Annotated in this window: 12 protein-coding genes; 4 read left to right on the top strand and 8 right to left on the bottom strand. The window is 57.0% G+C overall.

Translation table 11 applies throughout. The annotated features are described in order from the left end of the window. Positions 1–109 precede the first annotated feature (109 nt). Genes entF through fes form a run of 3 tightly spaced genes read right to left on the bottom strand, consistent with a single transcriptional unit; the run spans position 110 to position 5460 of the window. Positions 110–3973 carry an enterobactin non-ribosomal peptide synthetase EntF gene (gene entF / locus KCR01S_RS07975; protein WP_061281889.1) on the bottom strand — a complete coding sequence of 1288 codons (3864 nt, stop codon included), beginning with the start codon at positions 3971–3973 and terminating at the stop codon, positions 110–112. After that, the gene (locus KCR01S_RS07980) at positions 3970–4188 is read right to left on the bottom strand and encodes an MbtH family protein (RefSeq protein WP_061281891.1); all 219 of its coding nucleotides are present in this window, start codon (positions 4186–4188) and stop codon (positions 3970–3972) included. Before KCR01S_RS07980 ends, entF begins: the two co-directional genes overlap by 4 nt. A 15-nt stretch (positions 4189–4203) precedes the next feature. Next, positions 4204–5460, bottom strand: coding sequence for an enterochelin esterase (gene fes / locus KCR01S_RS07985; RefSeq protein ID WP_061281893.1), 1257 nt, complete (start codon positions 5458–5460; stop codon positions 4204–4206). Positions 5461–5692: 232 nt separating this feature from the next. Between fes and KCR01S_RS07990 the strand changes: the two genes are divergently transcribed. The 3 genes from KCR01S_RS07990 to KCR01S_RS08000 all read left to right on the top strand — a co-directional run bounded on the left by KCR01S_RS07990 (position 5693) and on the right by KCR01S_RS08000 (position 10379). Continuing rightward, positions 5693–7951 (top strand): TonB-dependent siderophore receptor, encoded by a 2259-nt coding sequence (locus tag KCR01S_RS07990; protein ID WP_061281896.1) that lies wholly within the window; start codon positions 5693–5695, stop codon positions 7949–7951. Between the two features lie 49 nt (positions 7952–8000). Beyond that, a complete protein-coding gene (gene entD, locus KCR01S_RS07995) occupies positions 8001–8624 on the top strand; it encodes an enterobactin synthase subunit EntD (protein ID WP_061281898.1) in 624 nt (207 codons plus the stop codon). Positions 8625–8816: 192 nt separating this feature from the next. Further along, positions 8817–10379, top strand: a complete 1563-nt coding sequence (locus KCR01S_RS08000; protein ID WP_061281901.1) for an AbgT family transporter — start codon at positions 8817–8819, stop codon at positions 10377–10379. Between the two features lie 764 nt (positions 10380–11143). On the opposite strand, the gene KCR01S_RS08005 is transcribed toward KCR01S_RS08000, so the two are convergent. Further along, a complete protein-coding gene (locus KCR01S_RS08005; RefSeq protein ID WP_061281903.1) occupies positions 11144–12478 on the bottom strand; it encodes an aspartate aminotransferase family protein in 1335 nt (444 codons plus the stop codon). A 165-nt stretch (positions 12479–12643) separates the two neighbouring features. Here KCR01S_RS08005 and KCR01S_RS08010 point away from each other — a divergent pair, with 165 nt between their 5' ends. Beyond that, the gene (locus tag KCR01S_RS08010; protein ID WP_061281906.1) at positions 12644–13408 is read left to right on the top strand and encodes an SDR family NAD(P)-dependent oxidoreductase; all 765 of its coding nucleotides are present in this window, start codon (positions 12644–12646) and stop codon (positions 13406–13408) included. A gap of 195 nt (positions 13409–13603) precedes the next feature. On the opposite strand, the gene KCR01S_RS08015 is transcribed toward KCR01S_RS08010, so the two are convergent. From KCR01S_RS08015 to KCR01S_RS08030, 4 genes are read right to left on the bottom strand one after another with little or no spacing between them, the layout of a single operon-like run. After that, positions 13604–14365: an amino acid ABC transporter ATP-binding protein gene (locus KCR01S_RS08015; RefSeq protein ID WP_061281909.1), complete on the bottom strand. Its 762-nt coding sequence runs from the start codon at positions 14363–14365 to the stop codon at positions 13604–13606. Continuing rightward, a complete protein-coding gene (locus tag KCR01S_RS08020; protein WP_061281911.1) occupies positions 14358–15023 on the bottom strand; it encodes an amino acid ABC transporter permease in 666 nt (221 codons plus the stop codon). The genes KCR01S_RS08015 and KCR01S_RS08020 overlap by 8 nt, the downstream gene beginning before the upstream one ends. Before the next feature lie 15 nt (positions 15024–15038). After that, positions 15039–15680: an amino acid ABC transporter permease gene (locus KCR01S_RS08025; protein WP_061281913.1), complete on the bottom strand. Its 642-nt coding sequence runs from the start codon at positions 15678–15680 to the stop codon at positions 15039–15041. A gap of 46 nt (positions 15681–15726) precedes the next feature. Continuing rightward, on the bottom strand, positions 15727–16578 hold the full coding sequence (locus KCR01S_RS08030) for a transporter substrate-binding domain-containing protein (protein WP_061281915.1): 852 nt from the start codon (positions 16576–16578) through the stop codon (positions 15727–15729). Positions 16579–16668: the final 90 nt, after the last annotated feature.

Below are 16668 nucleotides of genomic sequence, written 5' to 3' on the forward strand. Positions count from 1 at the left end.
GTTTCTACTCGCTTAAGCTCAGGCTCAGTCTGCCCCCTCTTCCTTTTTAAGGGAGAGGGTTGGGGTGAGGGTTACTACACGGTACCCTCACCCGCTCACAGCAACGAACCTAGCCCAGAATCTCGCGGATCACCGGCCCAATCGTTTCAAATGCCGCTGGCGTGATGATATCTACGTGCGCACAATTCTGGCTGTAAACCTCCAGCTCTCCCACCCACGGTCCCCAGGCCACCAGCGGATCGGCCTGACGCGTTTTCTCGGCGACAAACAGCGTCGCCTTACCGTCAAACTGTGCGCTATGTGCAGTGGTGAGCAGACGTACCGCATCGGCGTAGTTACCTTCGATGGCGGTAAACAGTTCGCTGGAAGCTTGCCCCTGCTGTGCGGCAAGGAAGGCTTCACGTTCGCGATCAATCTCGGCCAATACAGCCGGATCAAGACCATTGGCCTCTTTTTCCGCCCAGTTTTGCGTTTCCGGTGGCCAGGTATCCAGCAGGCCGAGGAACGCCACCTCTTCGCCCTGCTGACGCAGACGCGCGGCAATACCCTGTGCCAGCGTACCGCCCAGCGAATAACCTAACAGATAATACGGCCCGCGCGGCTGCTCGCGTCGCAGCGTCACTAGGTGGTGTTCGCAAACCTCGTCCAGCGTGGAAGCCGTTTGCATCGGCCCCTGCGGACGCGGAGACTGAATGCCGGTAATCGACCAGCGCGGCGACAGATAACGCGATAGCACGCTAAATTGCCAGGCAAAACCGGACGCCGGATGGAAGCAGAACAACGTTGGCCCCGTCCCGCTGCGCAGCGGCAGCAAAGGCTCATAGCCCAGACGCTGCGCCTGTTCATCATCATTGGCATCCAGCAAAGCGCTGAGTTTCCCGACCGTTGATGAGACCATCACCTGCCCCGGCGTGACCTGACGCCCCGCACTGCGGCTCAGCATCGCAGCCAGCCGCATCGCCAGCAGCGAATGGCCGCCAAGAGCGAAGAAATCGGCGTCGATATCGTTAATTTCACAGCCCAGCAGTTCGCTAAACGCCGATGCAACCAGAATTTCCGTGGCTGATTGCACGGCGCGGCCCGCGGTTTTTTGCGTCAACGACGGCAGCGGTAACGCTTTGCGATCGAGCTTACCGTTGGCGCTCAGCGGCAGCGTGCTCAATTGCAGGATCACTACCGGCACCATATGCGGCGGTAGCTGTTCGCGCAGGCGCGCCAGCAGGGAATCCGTCTCTAAAGGCAGCCCGGAAGCGGACACCACATACCCCACCAGCTGGCGCGCATCGCCGCCGGTAGCCGCCGCCTGGTTAATCACGCAGGCATGGGTCACCGCCTGCTCGACGTCCGGCAGCGTTTGCATCACCCGGTCAATTTCGCCCAGCTCAATGCGCTGGCCGCGGATCTTCAACTGATCGTCGCTGCGGCCTAAATACTCCACTGCCCCGTTGTCCAGCCAGCGCGCCACGTCGCCAGTGCGATACATGCGCTCACCAAGGGAGAACGGATCGGCTATAAAGCGGCTGGCGGTCAAATCCGGTCGCCCCAGATAGCCTTGCGCTAGCTGAATGCCGGTGAGATACAGATCGCCTGCCACGCCGAACGGCACCGGCCGCATCATCGCATCAAGAATACGCAGCCCGGTGTTCCACACCGGGAAGCCAATCGGCACGCTGTTGCCGGTAACGGCCGCCAGCGCCTCGCCATAGGCCGGATACCAGCTCACATCAACCGCCGCTTCCGTCGGCCCGTACAGGTTATGCAGCGGTACGTGGGTTAACTGTTCCCACTCGCGGCACAGCCCGGTTGGCAGCGCTTCACCGCTACAGAACACCTGCTTGAGCGAACGACAGCATGCGGCCGTTTCCGGCGTCAGCGAGGCCACAAACGCCGCCAGCATCGAAGGCACAAAGTGGGTCGTCGTGACGCCGTAGTCAGCAAAGAAACGCTGCATCGCCAGCGGGTCACGGTGCGCTTCCGGCTGCGCCATCACCAGGCTTGCGCCGGTAATAAACGGCCACCAGAACTCCCACACCGAGACGTCAAAGCTGCACGGCGTTTTCTGCGCCACCACATCCTCAGCGGTCAGCGGATAGTGGTCCTGCATCCACAGCAGGCGATTGACGATAGCCTCATGGCCGACCATGACCCCTTTCGGGCGCCCAGTCGAGCCCGAGGTAAAGATGATGTAGGCCGTCTGCTCAGGCGTTGCCAGATTCAGCGGTGACCCATCGCCCGCCGGTAATGGCGCATTCAGACACAGACTTTCAATATTCGCGAAACGGTGCAATTGGTCGTCGGCGGTGATCAGCAGCGAAGGCCGCGCGTCCTCCAGCATCATCTGCAAACGATCGTCCGGATAACCGGTATCCAGCGGTAGCCAGGCAGCGCCTGCTTCGACAATCGCGTGCAGGGCCAGGGTCAGGAATACCGAACGAGGGAGCGCCACGGCGACGCTGTCACCGGGTTTAACGCCGCGCTGACGCAGCACGTTAGCCAGCGCAACCACCTGCTGGCGCATTTCGCGGTAGGTAAAGCGATACTGCGCATCGACCAGCGCCACGGCGTCCGGCGTTTTCAGCGCCTGCGCCGCCACCAGCGAGCTTAGGGTCGCTGGTGGGATCGCTTTTTCAGTCGCGTTAATCTGCGCCAGACGTTGGTACTCATCATCGGAAAGCAGTTCAGCGTCGGCGCAACGCAGTGCAGGATTATCGGCGAACTGCTGTAACAGGGCGGAAAGACGAGCGATATGTTGCTGTAACGTCGCTTTATCATAACGCTGCTGATTGGCCAGAATTTCCAGCGACAATCCCCCGTTTTCATCCGGGAACAGCGCCAGCTCCAGATCGTTGACCGGGCCGGTAGCTAGCGTGTGCGTGGTGAAATGAACGTCGTCGAAACCGAGGCGATAATCAAACATTTTAACGTTAAATACCGGGCCAAATAGCGCCGCGTCTCCGGCGGCTTTCCCGGCATCACGGGCGATTTGTTCGGCATCATAGCGCTGATGGCGACGCATTTTCTTCAGTTGCCCTGAAAGGCGCGTAGCCAGTTCTGCCAGCGTCTCCTGACCGTTCAACGTCACCGCCAGCGGCAGCACATTTAATACCGGCCCTGTGGCCGTCAGCGCGGCAGATCCCATGCGGCGCATAAAGATAAATCCGGCCGCATATTCGCTGCGCCCGCACAGACGGCCCAGCCACAGCGCGGCTAAGGCCAGCGCCAGATCGGCGGGCTGGCACTGCGGCGCAGCGGCGCTCAGACGGGAAAATGCCCGGCGGTCAGCGCTCAGTTTTAAACGCCAGATTGCCGTGCTCTGCGCGCGCCCCGGTAACGGTGCGGGCGACAATGAGGCCGGGGACGGCAGCGCCTGACGCTGTTCGGCCCAGAAAGCTTTATCGCGCTGACAGGCTTCGCTCTCACGATAGCGTTGATACTCCTCGACCACGTCGGCAAACGGCGTGAATACTGACGCTGGCGTGTCATCACCTTTCAGCCAGGCCTGATAAATAAGGCTTATCTGACGGGTAATCGCCGGGAAACTAAAACCATCAACCAGCAGGTGATGGTAGCGCTGATACCAGAACCAGTGGTTATCTCCCACCTGGAAAAGTTGATGGCAGAACAGCGGGTTACCACTGTCTACGCGGCTGTTTTGTGCGAGATCGGCCTGCATTTGGCTGAGCGCAGCCTGCTGTGGGTCAGCCTGATGGCGCAGGTCAACAATCGACGGCTCAGGAATTACTGCAGTTTCGTCCACCCACTGCCAGACGTCGCCGTTATCTTCAGTAAAACGCAGGCGCAGCGTGTCGGCCTGCATCATCCCGGCGGCAATGGCGCGTGCCAGCAGGTTGCCGTCAATATCCCCTTTCAGTTCAACGTAGTGCGCCACGCTCCAGGCGTTTGGCAGCGTTGAGAGGGCTTCGGCCATCCAGATCCCCGGCTGAGCGGCGGTCAGCGGTAAACGGGCGCTCATGCTTTCTCTCCTACGCTAGCAAAATTCTCGGGAAGGAGCGTATCCCAGTTGGCCGACAGCCAGGCGTTGCAAACCTCAAGCGGTTGCGGATCGTAAATCACCGTCCAGCCAGCGGGCAGTGTGCACTGCTGCGGCCAAAGGCTAAACTGCTGTTGGGGGTTTTGCAGAAGGAAAAACTGCCCTTGCGCCACATCGAAGGGGTTACTGACTTGCATACCAAACTCCTGTCGTTAATCCGGCTTTGCGGCCTGGGTGTTCCAGAGCGTCATCAGCCCGGCGGTAAGCCCGCCGCGCCAGCAAAGCGCATCATGTCCGCCGTCAACCTGACGCCAGAAAACGGGCTGCTGCATGTGCTGTAATTGGGTCAAAAGCGCCTGATTCGCGCGGAAAATAATCGGTTCGCGAACTCCCGCTTCCAGCACGATCCGCAGCCCTTGCGGGTTGAGTTCGCCACGCTGTAGCTGTTCCAGGATTTCGCCGTTTTGTCGCCCACCGCGATGCGGCCACCAGTAGGATCCAGACTGGCTCAGCACGCAGCCAAAACGCTGCGGCCAGTGCAGCCCGGCATACATCGCCGACAGGCCACCAAAGCTTTGCCCCGCCACCACCGTGCGCTCAGCACGGTCGCTAAACGGTGCTATCGCCCGCACCTGCGGCAGCAGTTCCTGCTGTACCGCCAGCCAGAAATCCGCATTGCACGGCAGTTCCTGGCTACGATGCGCATTGTCGATAACATCGATCAGCAGGTAGACCGCCGGAGGGAGTTTTTGCGTTTCGGTCAGTGCGCTAAGCGCTGGCCAGACCGGCATGCTTTCGGCCCAGAACTGCCCGTCCAGCAGCACGGCCAGCGGGCGTTCGCCGTCAAACGATTCGCCGGTACTAAATACCCATACCCGGCGCTGATTACCCAGCCGTTCGCTGCGCCAGGTCATGCACTGCGGTTCAGGCCATTCGGCGGCTGGCGTTGACCAGCCGGGTTGTTCAGGCGCCTGCGGCAGTTCAAATGCTGAAACCGCATGCCCGCGCCCGCCCTTCCAGCTATGTGGATTTAAAGGATCGGCAATCGCATGCGGCAGCAGCTTGCGCCAGCCCTCACGCAGCAGCATGCGGTCGGGTTCACCAGCGGTAAAAATGTCCGGGGAAAAATCGTCTTCGCGTTCGGAAGGGACAAAACAGTAGCTACCGCGCCAGGTTGGCGGCAGCGTTGTCGTCCAGCACCAGGCATCGGTGTGAGGGAGACGTTGTAGGGTCTGCGGGGCGGAGTTGTGATGGTGGTCGGTGACGCCGGTAATGTAAATCCAGACTCGCTGAGTGGGCGATGTGGTTTCGTTTCCAGCCGGGTCACGCCACCAGAAAGTCACCTGATAATTACCGCTAACTTGTTCATATTGCGGACCTTTTACTGCCGCCCACCATGCGTCACTTCCTGTCACTAACTTTCCCACCACGTTAACCCCATGTTTATTGTGGAATTTCTTGTTACACATGAAAATTTATTGATAATATTATTGATAACCATTTGCATTTGCAATAGCGTATTGGCGCGCAACTTTCACATGCTTAATACCCTGAACAATTCGCGCTGCAGGAAGGCGGCAAGAGAGCGTAGCCAACGCATCTGCAGCGTGAAGCATGACGGGTATTGCATATAACCACGTCGTAGCGTCCCCCTTGGGAATGGATACACACAGCATACGGCGACGAAAAGCAGGACACACAATGAATAATAAAATCAAATCCCTGGCCTTCCTGGTCAACTTGGGTATTTATGGCGTCGCGGCTCCAGCTTTTGCTGCTGAGACCACCACCAAAGACGCTGATGGGGAAACCATGGTTGTCACCGCCGCCGAGCAGAACCTGCAGGCACCGGGCGTTTCAACCATCACCGCCGATGAAATCCGCAAACGCCCGCCGGCGCGCGACGTCTCTGAAATCATTCGTACCATGCCGGGCGTTAACCTCACCGGTAACTCCACCAGCGGCCAGCGCGGGAACAACCGTCAGATTGATATTCGCGGCATGGGCCCGGAAAACACCCTGATTCTGATCGATGGCAAACCGGTCACCAGCCGTAACTCCGTCCGTCAGGGCTGGCGCGGCGAGCGTGATACCCGCGGTGATACCGGCTGGGTTCCGCCGGAAATGATTGAACGCATTGAAGTCCTGCGTGGCCCAGCCGCTGCCCGTTACGGTAACGGCGCGGCGGGCGGCGTGGTCAACATCATCACCAAAAAAGGTGGCGATGAGTGGCACGGTTCATGGAATACCTACCTGAACGCGCCTGAGCACAAGGAAGAAGGTTCGACCAAACGTACTAACTTTAGCCTGAACGGCCCGCTGGGCGGGGACTTCAGCTTCCGTCTGTACGGTAACCTCGATAAAACCCAGGCCGATGCATGGGATATCAACCAGGGCCATCAGTCTGAACGTACCGGTGCATACTCCGACACCATGCCAGCCGGTCGTGAAGGCGTTGAAAATAAGGATATTAACGGCCAGGTGCGCTGGGACTTCGCGCCAATGCAATCGCTGGAGTTCGAAGCGGGCTACAGCCGCCAGGGCAACCTGTATGCGGGTGATACCCAGAACACCAACAACGATAACGCCAGCAGCGGTCTGGTGAAAAAATACTACGGTAAAGAGACCAACCGTATGTATCGCCAGAACTATGCGCTGACCTGGAATGGCGGCTGGGATAACGGCATCACTACCAGCAACTGGGCACAGTACGAACATACCCGTAACTCTCGTCTGGGCGAAGGTCTTGCCGGCGGCCTGGAAGGATTGTTCAACAGCGACCAGTTTAGCGATACCGATCTGGCCGACGTGATGCTACACAGTGAAATCAGCATTCCGTTTGAGCTGTGGGTTAATCAGAACCTGACGCTGGGTACCGAGTGGAACCAGCAGCGTATGAAGGATTCCAGCTCCAACACCCAAACCTTCATGGGCGGCAACATTCCTGGCTATAGCACGGATGCCCGTAGCCCGTATTCTCAGGCAGAGATCTTCTCACTGTTCGCCGAGAACAACATGGAAGTGACCGACAGCACCATGCTGACGCCGGCACTGCGCTTCGATCACCACAGCGTCGTCGGCGACAACTGGAGCCCATCTCTGAACCTGTCTCAAGGGCTGGGTGACGATTTCACGCTGAAAATGGGCATTGCGCGAGCGTATAAAGCGCCAAGTCTGTACCAGACCAACCCGAACTACATCCTGTACAGCAAAGGCCAGGGTTGCTTCGCGACCGGCGCCACCAGCGGTATCGGCTGCTACATGCTGGGTAACGATGACCTGAAAGCCGAAACCAGCATCAACAAAGAGATTGGTCTGGAGTTCAAACGTGATGGCTGGCTGGCCGGCGTAACCTGGTTCCGTAACGATTACCGCAATAAGATCGAAGCGGGCACAACGCCGCTCTACCGTATCACCAAAGGTACAACCAAAACTGATATCTATCAGTGGGAAAACATCCCGAAAGCAGTAGTCGAAGGCCTGGAAGGGACGCTGAACATTCCAGTTAGCGAGACCGTTAACTGGACTAACAACATCACCTACATGCTGCAAAGTAAGAACAAAGAGACCGGCGAACGTCTGTCGATTATTCCGGAGTACACGCTGAACTCAACGCTGAGCTGGCAGGTACATCAGGATGTTTCTCTGCAATCGACCTTCACCTGGTACGGCAAACAGCAGCCGAAGAAATATGATTACCAGGGTAAACCGGTGACTGGTTCGTCCACCAGCGAAGTCAGCCCGTACAGCATCGTTGGTCTGAGCGCGACCTGGGATGTGAACAAAAACCTCAGCCTGACCGGCGGCGTGGATAACGTCTTCGACAAACGCCTGTGGCGTGAAGGTAATGCCCAGACCGTGAGCGATACCAAAACGGGTGCTTATATGGCCGGTGCAGGTGCGAACACCTACAACGAACCGGGCCGTACCTGGTATATGAGCGTTAACACTCACTTCTGATAAGCTGTATTTCCCTCTCCCGCCCGGGAGAGGGTTCTTCAGGAGCCACATGCTTACTCATCACCGCACCCTCAACGCCATTCAGCGCATCGATTTTAAGCCCGACACCTTTACCCCAGGCGATCTGCTGTGGCTACCGCACCACGCCCAACTGGCGAAATCAGGTAAAAAACGTCAGGCCGAACATCTCGCCGGACGTATTGCCGCCGTGCATGCGCTGCGTGCCTTTGGTGAAAAAGCCGTGCCCGGGATTGGCGATCGTCGCCAGCCGCTGTGGCCTGCGGGGCTTTACGGTAGCATTAGTCACAGTGGGAATACGGCGGTGGCAATCGCGTCCACAGCCCCCGTCGGTATCGACATCGAAGCGATTTTTACTCCTCACCTCGCTGATACGCTCGCGCATCAGGTTGCCACGGATAGCGAATTGGCCATACTTCGCGCATGCCCGCAGCCCTTTCCTCTGGCGTTGACGCTCGTCTTTTCGGCAAAAGAGAGTCTCTATAAAGCCTTAGTGGAACACCATCCAACGTTGGCTCATTTTCATGACGCCACCTTCCAGCAGCTTGATGAAAAAAGTATCACCTTGGCGATTCCCGCCCTCTCACTCACCGCGCGCCTGAGTTGGTTCGCGATTGAACCTCATATCATTCTGACCCTCTACACCCAGCCATAAATATGACCAGTAATCGAAAATACCGAATCAACAACCAGCTATAAACTTATTGCCAGTATAAAAAATCAATAAATGCGATTTTCATCAGTTTTATCCGCCATAAAAACATAGTTTCACTACGCAATTACCCCTATTATTCATTCGAAATATTCATACAAACAATGAAACAATTGTTCTGAATTAAGGAATCGAATGAATACGCAAACACGGACACGGACTGAAGTGAGCGAAAGTCGCCTGATGAGCGGCTTCCTGAATGCCATCGAAAAAGCGGGCAACCGCCTACCTGAACCGGCACTGATCTTTTTCTACTTCCTGCTGGCGGTGATGGGGCTGTCGGCAGTGCTGTCGATGATGACCTTTGACGTTATCAACCCGATGACTCAGGAAGCCGTCAAAGTTAACAACCTGCTCTCCGCCGAAGCGCTAACCAATACGCTGGCCAACATGGTCACCACCTTCACTGGCTTTGCGCCGCTGGGTATCGTGCTGGTGGCGATGCTGGGCGTCGGCGTGGCCGAAAGCTCTGGCTTTATTAACGTGGCGCTGAAAAAGATGCTGCGCGTGACGCCGAAAAAACTGCTGACGCCAATGCTGATTTTTGTCGCCATGTTCAGCCATGTGGCGGCCGATGCGGGCTATGTGCTGGTTATCCCGTTGGGTGCCATTATCTTTATGTCCGCCGGACGCCACCCGCTGGTGGGGATTGCTGCCGCGTTCTCTGGCGTTTCCGGTGGCTTCGCAGCCAACATGGTGCCGACCGGCAACGATGCACTGCTGCAAGGTTTTACTCAAGCCGCAGCCCAACTGCTGGACAACAGCTACACCGTCAACACGCTGTGTAACCTGTTCTTCGGTATCGCGTCCTCCATCATCATTACGCTGGTTGGTTGGTGGGTCACCGAGCGTATCGTCGAGCCACGCGTCAGTAAAATGACCATCGACGGCGATTTTAAGCATGATGAAGATATGTCCAGCGTGACGCCGCAGGAGAGCCGCGCCTTTACTCGCGCCTCGCTGGTGATGCTGCTGGGTCTGGCGGCGCTGGCGGCGGCGGCCTGGCCTGAAGGCTCAATGCTGCGCGGTACCGACGGTTCTCTGACCTCCTACAGCGCACCGATCATGAAATCCATCGTACCGCTAATTTTCCTGATCTTTATCCTCCCGGGTATCGTCTACGGCTTCGCCTCTGGCACCTTTAAAACCGGTAAAGACGTGATCGGATCAATGAATGATTCCATGAGTAAGATGGGGTCGTACATGGTGATGGCCTTCTTCTGCGCCATGTTTATCAAAGCGTTTAGCGACTCCAACATCGGTACGCTGTTTGCCTTAATGGGCGCTGACGGTCTGAAAGCGCTGGAGCTGCCGGGCCAGGCCACGATTATCGGCATGATTGTGTTGACCGCCGTGGTGAACCTGCTGATTGGTTCCGCGTCGGCGAAATGGGCGCTGCTGTCGCCAATTATGGTGCCAATGCTGATGGCGGTCGGGATCTCCCCAGAACTGACCCAGGCGGCCTTCCGTATCGGTGACTCCTGCACCAACATTATCACGCCGCTGATGGTCTTCTTCCCGCTGATCGTCATCTACTGCCAGCGCTACGTGAAAGGCGCCGGGGTCGGTATGCTGGTGTCAATGATGATGCCATACTCCATCGCCTTCTTCGTGGCGTGGAGCATTCTGCTGCTGGTGTGGTGGGGTGTCGGTTTACCGCTGGGGGTGGCGGCTCCGTATACCTGGAGTCCGAGCTGATATTGCCGTAATTCGAAATTCCGCTCACTTGATGTTTGGCAGAACATGAAACTGTTTGGCTGTTGAGTGCGGTATTCCGTTCACCTTATGTTTTGTAGAATATGAAACAACTTTATCAGTGAACGGGCTAAGGGGGGCGCCGCGCCCCCCTTAACAATCCCCGCGGCCCCGCGGTGAAATCGGTGCTTCGCACTGCGTTCGCCTCCGAACTCCAGCCTGCGGCACGGCGAAACTCGACGCTACTCGTCCCATCCCTGGGACTCGCCCTTCGGGCCAACGCAAGCGTTGTTCAACATTGCTCCCGGCAATTTTGTCGTGTCTCGGTTCGCCTCAGTCCGCCATCCCTGGCGGCCTGACCTTGTCTTCCCTTCTCCGGCTCACCGATTTCAAGCGGGGACTCATCGGTTCCAGCGACACTGACGTTTATTTTTAGCTAAAAAACGGAAGCGGCATAGGTGGCGTCTGAATCGCCGAGGCGTTGCCTGGAGGTCGGGGCAGCCCACAGGGATGTGGGCTGAGGGCGCGGCTTTACAGGGATGTTACCTCGCGCCCGACCCGGAAGCCGGAGGGCATAAGCTGAGGGGCACCGCGTAGCGGCGATTCTGCCGCCAGAGCGCGGGGGTGCAGGGGGCGGCGGCGATTGGCCGCCCCTTGCGCCATTCAGGTTATAGGGCATGTGATGAACAAGGAGCGCAACCGGCTGAGTAGCTAAACGTAATACCCCTTAGCTGACCAGCACGATAATTAATCGGGCTTTTTACCCATCACGACTTCGCCAGATGGGCAAAATTCCCCAACACGCCGTGCAAAATCCCCAGCCCTTTTTGCACCTGCTCTGCGGTAATGGTACACGGTGGCACCACGTGAATACGGTTTTCCACCACAAAGCTCAGCAGCCCTGCTTCGGTTAACGCCCCTTTAATTTCCGCCATATCGCCCGCCGCCAGCGGCGTTTTCTTCGCCCGATCGCTGACCAGCTCCAGCGCCTGGAACACCCCGCGGCCGCGCACCTGACCGACCAACGGTGACGATGCCGCCAGCGCCTCTAATCCCTGACGCAGCACGCCGTTACCAATGCTCGCGGCGTTCTCGACAATTCGCTCCTCTTTCATGGTATCCAGCGTCGCGACAATCGCCGCCATCGCCAGCGGATGGCCTGAATAGGTCAACCCGCCGGCAAAGAAGTGATCGTCAAAATAGTGGGCGATCGCCTCACTGATGATCACCCCACCCGCCGGCACATATCCGGCGTTAACCCCTTTGGCGAAGGTGATCAGATCCGGCACGATCCCATCTTGTTCGAAGGCAAACCAGCTGCCGGTGCGGCCAAAGCCGGCCATCACCTCATCGAGGATCAGGATAATACCAAACTCATCCGCCAGCGCCCGCACGCCCTTCATATAGCCGTCAGGCGGTACCAGAATCCCGGCGGTACCGGGGATCGACTCCAGCAAAATCGCCGCGATCGATGCCGGGCCTTCGCACTCGATCATCCGCCGCAGATGCGCCAGCGCGCGGGTGCACTCTTCCTGCTCGGTGGTCGCATTAAATTCGCTACGGTAAAGGTACGGGTTAAAGAAATGCACATGGCCGCGCGAATATTCGTTTGGCACCCGGCGCCAGTCACCGGTGGCGGCAATCGCGCTGCCGGTGTTGCCGTGATAGGAGCGGTAGGCCGACAGCACCTTATCGCGGCCGGTATACAGGCGCGCCATGCGAATGGCGTTTTCGTTGGCATCGGCTCCGGCGTTGGTGAAGAACACTTTGCTAAACCCTTCCGGGGCCAGGTCAATAATGCGCTTAGCCGCCTCGCCGCGCGCCAGGTTCGCCGTGGCCGGGGCGATCGTCACCAATGATTCCAACTGCGCTTTCATGGCTGCCAGCACTTTCGGGTGCTGATATCCCAGGTTGACGTTCACCAGTTGGCTGCTGAAATCGAGATAGGTTTTCCCCTCGTAATCCCACAGTTCACATCCTTTTGCCCCGGCGATCACCAGCGGGTTTAGGTTGCCCTGCATCGTCCATGAATGAAAAACGTACTCTCTGTCCAGTTGGCGTACCGCTTTGTTATTCAACTCTGTCATGGTCATTCCTCGCATACCGTTGGCTGTGACTCATCATGTCGTCGGCGAAAAAGAAAGTGATAGAGCCAGTGTAGCCTTGTCGCCGTGACACCGGTGTCACATCGCCATCAACAGACTGTCCCTCGGCAGGGGCGTCCACGGTTTTTATAGTGGGCTGAATAACCTGCACTGGAGAGCACAATGGAAAATCGTAATGTGGTGTTTATTACCGGAGCCACCTCCGGCTTTGGCGAAGCGGCGGCGCATGTTTTTGCCCGCGCCGGTTGGGGGCTGGTGCTGAGCGGTCGCAGGCTGACTCGCCTTCAGGCCTTACAAGCTGAACTGGCATCATTGGTGCCGGTACATGTGATGGAGCTGGACGTGCGGGATAGCGACGCGGTGGCGGCTGCCGTCGCCGCGTTGCCTGCGGAATTTGCCGATGTCACTGCGCTTATCAATAATGCCGGGCTGGCGCTGGCACCTCAGCCGGCGCAAAAGGTGGATCTGACGGACTGGCATACCATGATTGATACTAACGTCACCGGTCTGGTGAACGTCACCCACGCTCTGTTACCGACGCTGATTCGCCACGGTGCCGGGGCCAGCATTATTAATATCGGTTCGATTGCAGGTCAGTGGCCCTATCCGGGCAGCCACGTCTACGGCGCAAGCAAAGCGTTTGTGAAACAGTTTAGCTATAACCTGCGCTGCGACCTTTTAGGCACCGGTGTGCGCGTGACTGACCTCGCGCCGGGGATTGCCGAGACGGAATTTACGCTGGTGCGCACCAAAGGCGACCAGGCCGCATCCGATGCGCTCTATCGTGGCACCACGCCGCTTTCGGCGCTGGATATTGCCGAGCAGATGTTTTATATCGCCACGCTGCCGGACCATATGAACATTAACCGCGTTGAAGTGATGCCGGTACGCCAGGCCTGGCAGCCGTTTGCGATTGATAGGGATTAAGTTTGCCGCAGACACATCCCCTCACCCTAACCCTCTCCCCAAAGGGGAGAGGGGACAGTTCGGCGTGGTTTACTAAGTCTGGAGTCCAGGCCTGACGGCCTTTTTCAATTGATAACGGTGAGGTTCGTCATACTCCCTCTCCCTTCCAGGGAGAGGGGCGGGGTGAGGGTCAAACCCGCACATTCTTAGCCCCCTTTAGCGGCTACTTTGCAAAAACTGTTTTACCCTATCAGACTTCGGCTGGGTAAAGAAAATCTCCGGCGGCGCCTTCTCAATCAAAATCCCTTTCTCCAGAAACACCACTTCATTGGACACCTGGCGGGCGAACTCCATCTCATGGGTGACGACTACCATGGTGTATCCCTCCGCCGCCAGCGATTTCATTACGCTCAGCACTTCATTTACGCGCTCGGGATCGAGCGCCGACGTCGGTTCATCAAACAGCAGAACCTCCGGTGACATCGCCAGCGAGCGGGCAATTGCCACTCGCTGCTTCTGGCCGCCGGAAAGGGTAATCGGATAGGCATCGGCTTTATGATCCATGCCCACTTTGGTCAACTGCTGGCGGGCAATTTCTCGCGCCTCATCGCGCTTCATACCCTTCACATGCAGCAGCGCTTCCATCACATTCTGTTCGACAGTCAGATGCGGCCACAGGTTAAAGCTCTGAAACACCATCCCCACCCGCTCGCGGATTTTCGACAAATCGCGATGCGACATCGCCTTACCCGAGCGGTCATCCACGCCGATACGCTGCCCACCAATGTGAATTTCCCCGCGGTCAGGCTGTTCAAGCCAGTTCATACAGCGCAGCAGCGTCGATTTTCCCGAGCCTGAAGAGCCAAGAATACTGACCACCGTCCCCTTCTCCACCGTCAAATTAATATCGCGCAGCACTTCAACGTTATCGAACTGCTTAGAGACATTTTTGACGCTTACCGCCGTGATATCAGACATGGCTCATTCCTCTTTTGGCGCTATAAACAGTCAACCGTTTCACCAGCAGTTCCAGCACAATGCTGATGGCCCAATACAGCGCGATAGCGACAATAAAGGCATTAAACGGAATGAAGTAGGTGGCCTGCACGCTGTTCGCGGCGGCGGTAATTTCCTGCACAGTGATAATGCTCAGAAACGCGGTATCCTTCAGACAGATAATCAGTTGATTACCCAACAGCGGCAGCGCGGAGGAGAAAATATTCGGCAGGACAATTCGGCGAAATATCGTGTAACGAGAGAATCCCTGCACCACGGCAGCTTCAATATAGCCGTTGGAAAAGACCCGCCGCTGGCTGCGGAGGATCTCAAAGAAATAGGCCCCGTGATAAATAATGAGCGCCAGTAAGCCGGCGGTCCACGCCTCGAGGCTGATGCCCAATTCTGGCAGCCCGTAATACAACAAATAGGCCAGAATCAAAAACGGCACGGCGCGCATCAAATTCACAAAGCCCATGATCAGGTTATTAAGCACCCGTTTCTGATATTCGGTGAAATAACACAGCAGCGTGCCGATAAAGAGCCCACAAACCGCGGCAATAATAAAAAGTTCTAAGGTCGCCAGCAGCCCGGCAATAAAGTTATCGTGCTCAGCCCAGATAATTGCCCATTGATTCATTATTCCTCCCAGGACTTAGCGCGCCAGTCGTTTTGCTTTGCGTTCCGCCATGCTTTGCAGCTTCAGCAGCAGGCCAATAATCACCACATACAGCAGCCCTGCGGCGAGAATGGGAGAAAGCGGTTCATAGGTCACGGAGGCGATTCGGTTAGTGACGCGAGTCAGATCCACTACCCCAATGACCGCTATCGCCGGGCTGCCTTTAATTAAAAACGACATCTCGTTCACCAGCGCCGGCAGGCTCTCCAGCCACATTTGCGGCAGCATGATGTAGCGAAAATAGGGCCAGCGCCGCATTCCTACCGACTCGGCCGCTTCACGCTGCTCACGAGGAAAAGTGCGAAACGCGTTGCGCCAGATTTCCGCGTTGAATGCCGAGGTGTTAAGCGTTAGCGCGACAATCGCGGCCACCGTTTTATCGAGGTTAATACCCACGGTGGGCAGCGATAAAAACAGAAACAGCACCAGCGTCACCAGCGGCGTCGCGCGGGCGAGGCTGATATAGACCACCAAAATCTGATCGACGACCGGAATTTTCATCATTCGCACAAAGGCGATGACCAGCCCGATAACCACGCCGAAAGCGATGGCAATGGCGGAAATCCAGAGGGTCGTCCATGCGCCTTCAAACAGTAACTGCCATGCGATTGAGTCCATGTAGCCCTCCTTTAGTCAAACGGGCTGCGGTTTCCCGCAGCCATCATTACTGCCCGGCTAGCTTGTGGAACTGCGCGGCGCTGGTGATAGGTTCGGTAGGCAGATCGTCATAGGTTTCGCCAAACCATTTTTTCTGCAGCGCCGCCAGTTGGCCGGTTTCGCGCATATGGTTGGTAAATTTGGTCATGTAAGCCAACAGCTCCGGTGAGTTTTTCGGAATAGGCCAGGCCATATAGCCAGGGCCGGAAACCGCCAGCCCTTTGGCGAAGACCTTCGGCTTGGCTTTCACCAGGTCGTTGACGGAAATCACCACATTAATCACGTAGTCGAGACGCTTATTGGCTAAATCAGCGTAGGCTTCCGGATAGGATGGATATTCCACCACCGGCCCCAGCTTGCCGCCGGTTTTCTCAATCATCGCTTTCAGTTCAGGCAGACGGGCCAATAACGCACTGCCCGCCTGGAGCCCCACTTTTTTACCGCTTAAATCAGCAATGGTATTTAACGAGGTATCGCCCGCACGCTTGACGAAATAGTGCTGAGCCGATGCCCACGGCGGGGTGAAATTAAAAACATTGAGGCGTTCATCGGTGACAACGGCACCGGTTAAGGCCATATCGTATTGCCCGGTCGAAACTGCCGCTAATAATCCGGTCCACGGTAAAATACTTTGCGTCACGTTAAATTTGGCGTACTCGCGCAGCGCCGCCAGCATATCCTTGTTAAACCCGTCGGCGTTGCCGTTATTCATAAAGTTAAACGGTGCGTAGTCATCCTCGGTTGCCACTTTTAAGGTTCCGGACTTTTCAATTTCCGGCAAATCGGCCGCAGCCACCTGCAAAGAAAAGGTCAGCGCCATTACGGCGGCCAGATAATACGAACCCATCGTTTTTTTCATCGTGTGACCCCTGTTTCAATACCCGATACGTGAATTCCAGATGTCCTGGAAGCGTTGCAAGATGCGTGCCGACAGCGGCAAGGTTAGGCC

The organism is Kluyvera cryocrescens NBRC 102467, assembly GCF_001571285.1.
GTDB lineage: Bacteria > Pseudomonadota > Gammaproteobacteria > Enterobacterales > Enterobacteriaceae > Kluyvera > Kluyvera cryocrescens.

Excerpts from the sequence above, each read along its gene's own strand:
- entF (WP_061281889.1), bottom strand. The coding sequence starts at position 3,973 with ATGAGCGCCCGTTTACCGCTGACCGCCGCTCAGCCGGGGATCTGGATG.
- KCR01S_RS07980 (WP_061281891.1), bottom strand. The coding sequence starts at position 4,188 with ATGCAAGTCAGTAACCCCTTCGATGTGGCGCAAGGGCAGTTTTTCCTT.
- fes (WP_061281893.1), bottom strand. The coding sequence starts at position 5,460 with ATGTGTAACAAGAAATTCCACAATAAACATGGGGTTAACGTGGTGGGA.
- KCR01S_RS07990 (WP_061281896.1), top strand. The coding sequence starts at position 5,693 with ATGAATAATAAAATCAAATCCCTGGCCTTCCTGGTCAACTTGGGTATT.
- entD (WP_061281898.1), top strand. The coding sequence starts at position 8,001 with ATGCTTACTCATCACCGCACCCTCAACGCCATTCAGCGCATCGATTTT.
- KCR01S_RS08000 (WP_061281901.1), top strand. The coding sequence starts at position 8,817 with ATGAATACGCAAACACGGACACGGACTGAAGTGAGCGAAAGTCGCCTG.
- KCR01S_RS08005 (WP_061281903.1), bottom strand. The coding sequence starts at position 12,478 with ATGCGAGGAATGACCATGACAGAGTTGAATAACAAAGCGGTACGCCAA.
- KCR01S_RS08010 (WP_061281906.1), top strand. The coding sequence starts at position 12,644 with ATGGAAAATCGTAATGTGGTGTTTATTACCGGAGCCACCTCCGGCTTT.
- KCR01S_RS08015 (WP_061281909.1), bottom strand. The coding sequence starts at position 14,365 with ATGTCTGATATCACGGCGGTAAGCGTCAAAAATGTCTCTAAGCAGTTC.
- KCR01S_RS08020 (WP_061281911.1), bottom strand. The coding sequence starts at position 15,023 with ATGAATCAATGGGCAATTATCTGGGCTGAGCACGATAACTTTATTGCC.
- KCR01S_RS08025 (WP_061281913.1), bottom strand. The coding sequence starts at position 15,680 with ATGGACTCAATCGCATGGCAGTTACTGTTTGAAGGCGCATGGACGACC.
- KCR01S_RS08030 (WP_061281915.1), bottom strand. The coding sequence starts at position 16,578 with ATGAAAAAAACGATGGGTTCGTATTATCTGGCCGCCGTAATGGCGCTG.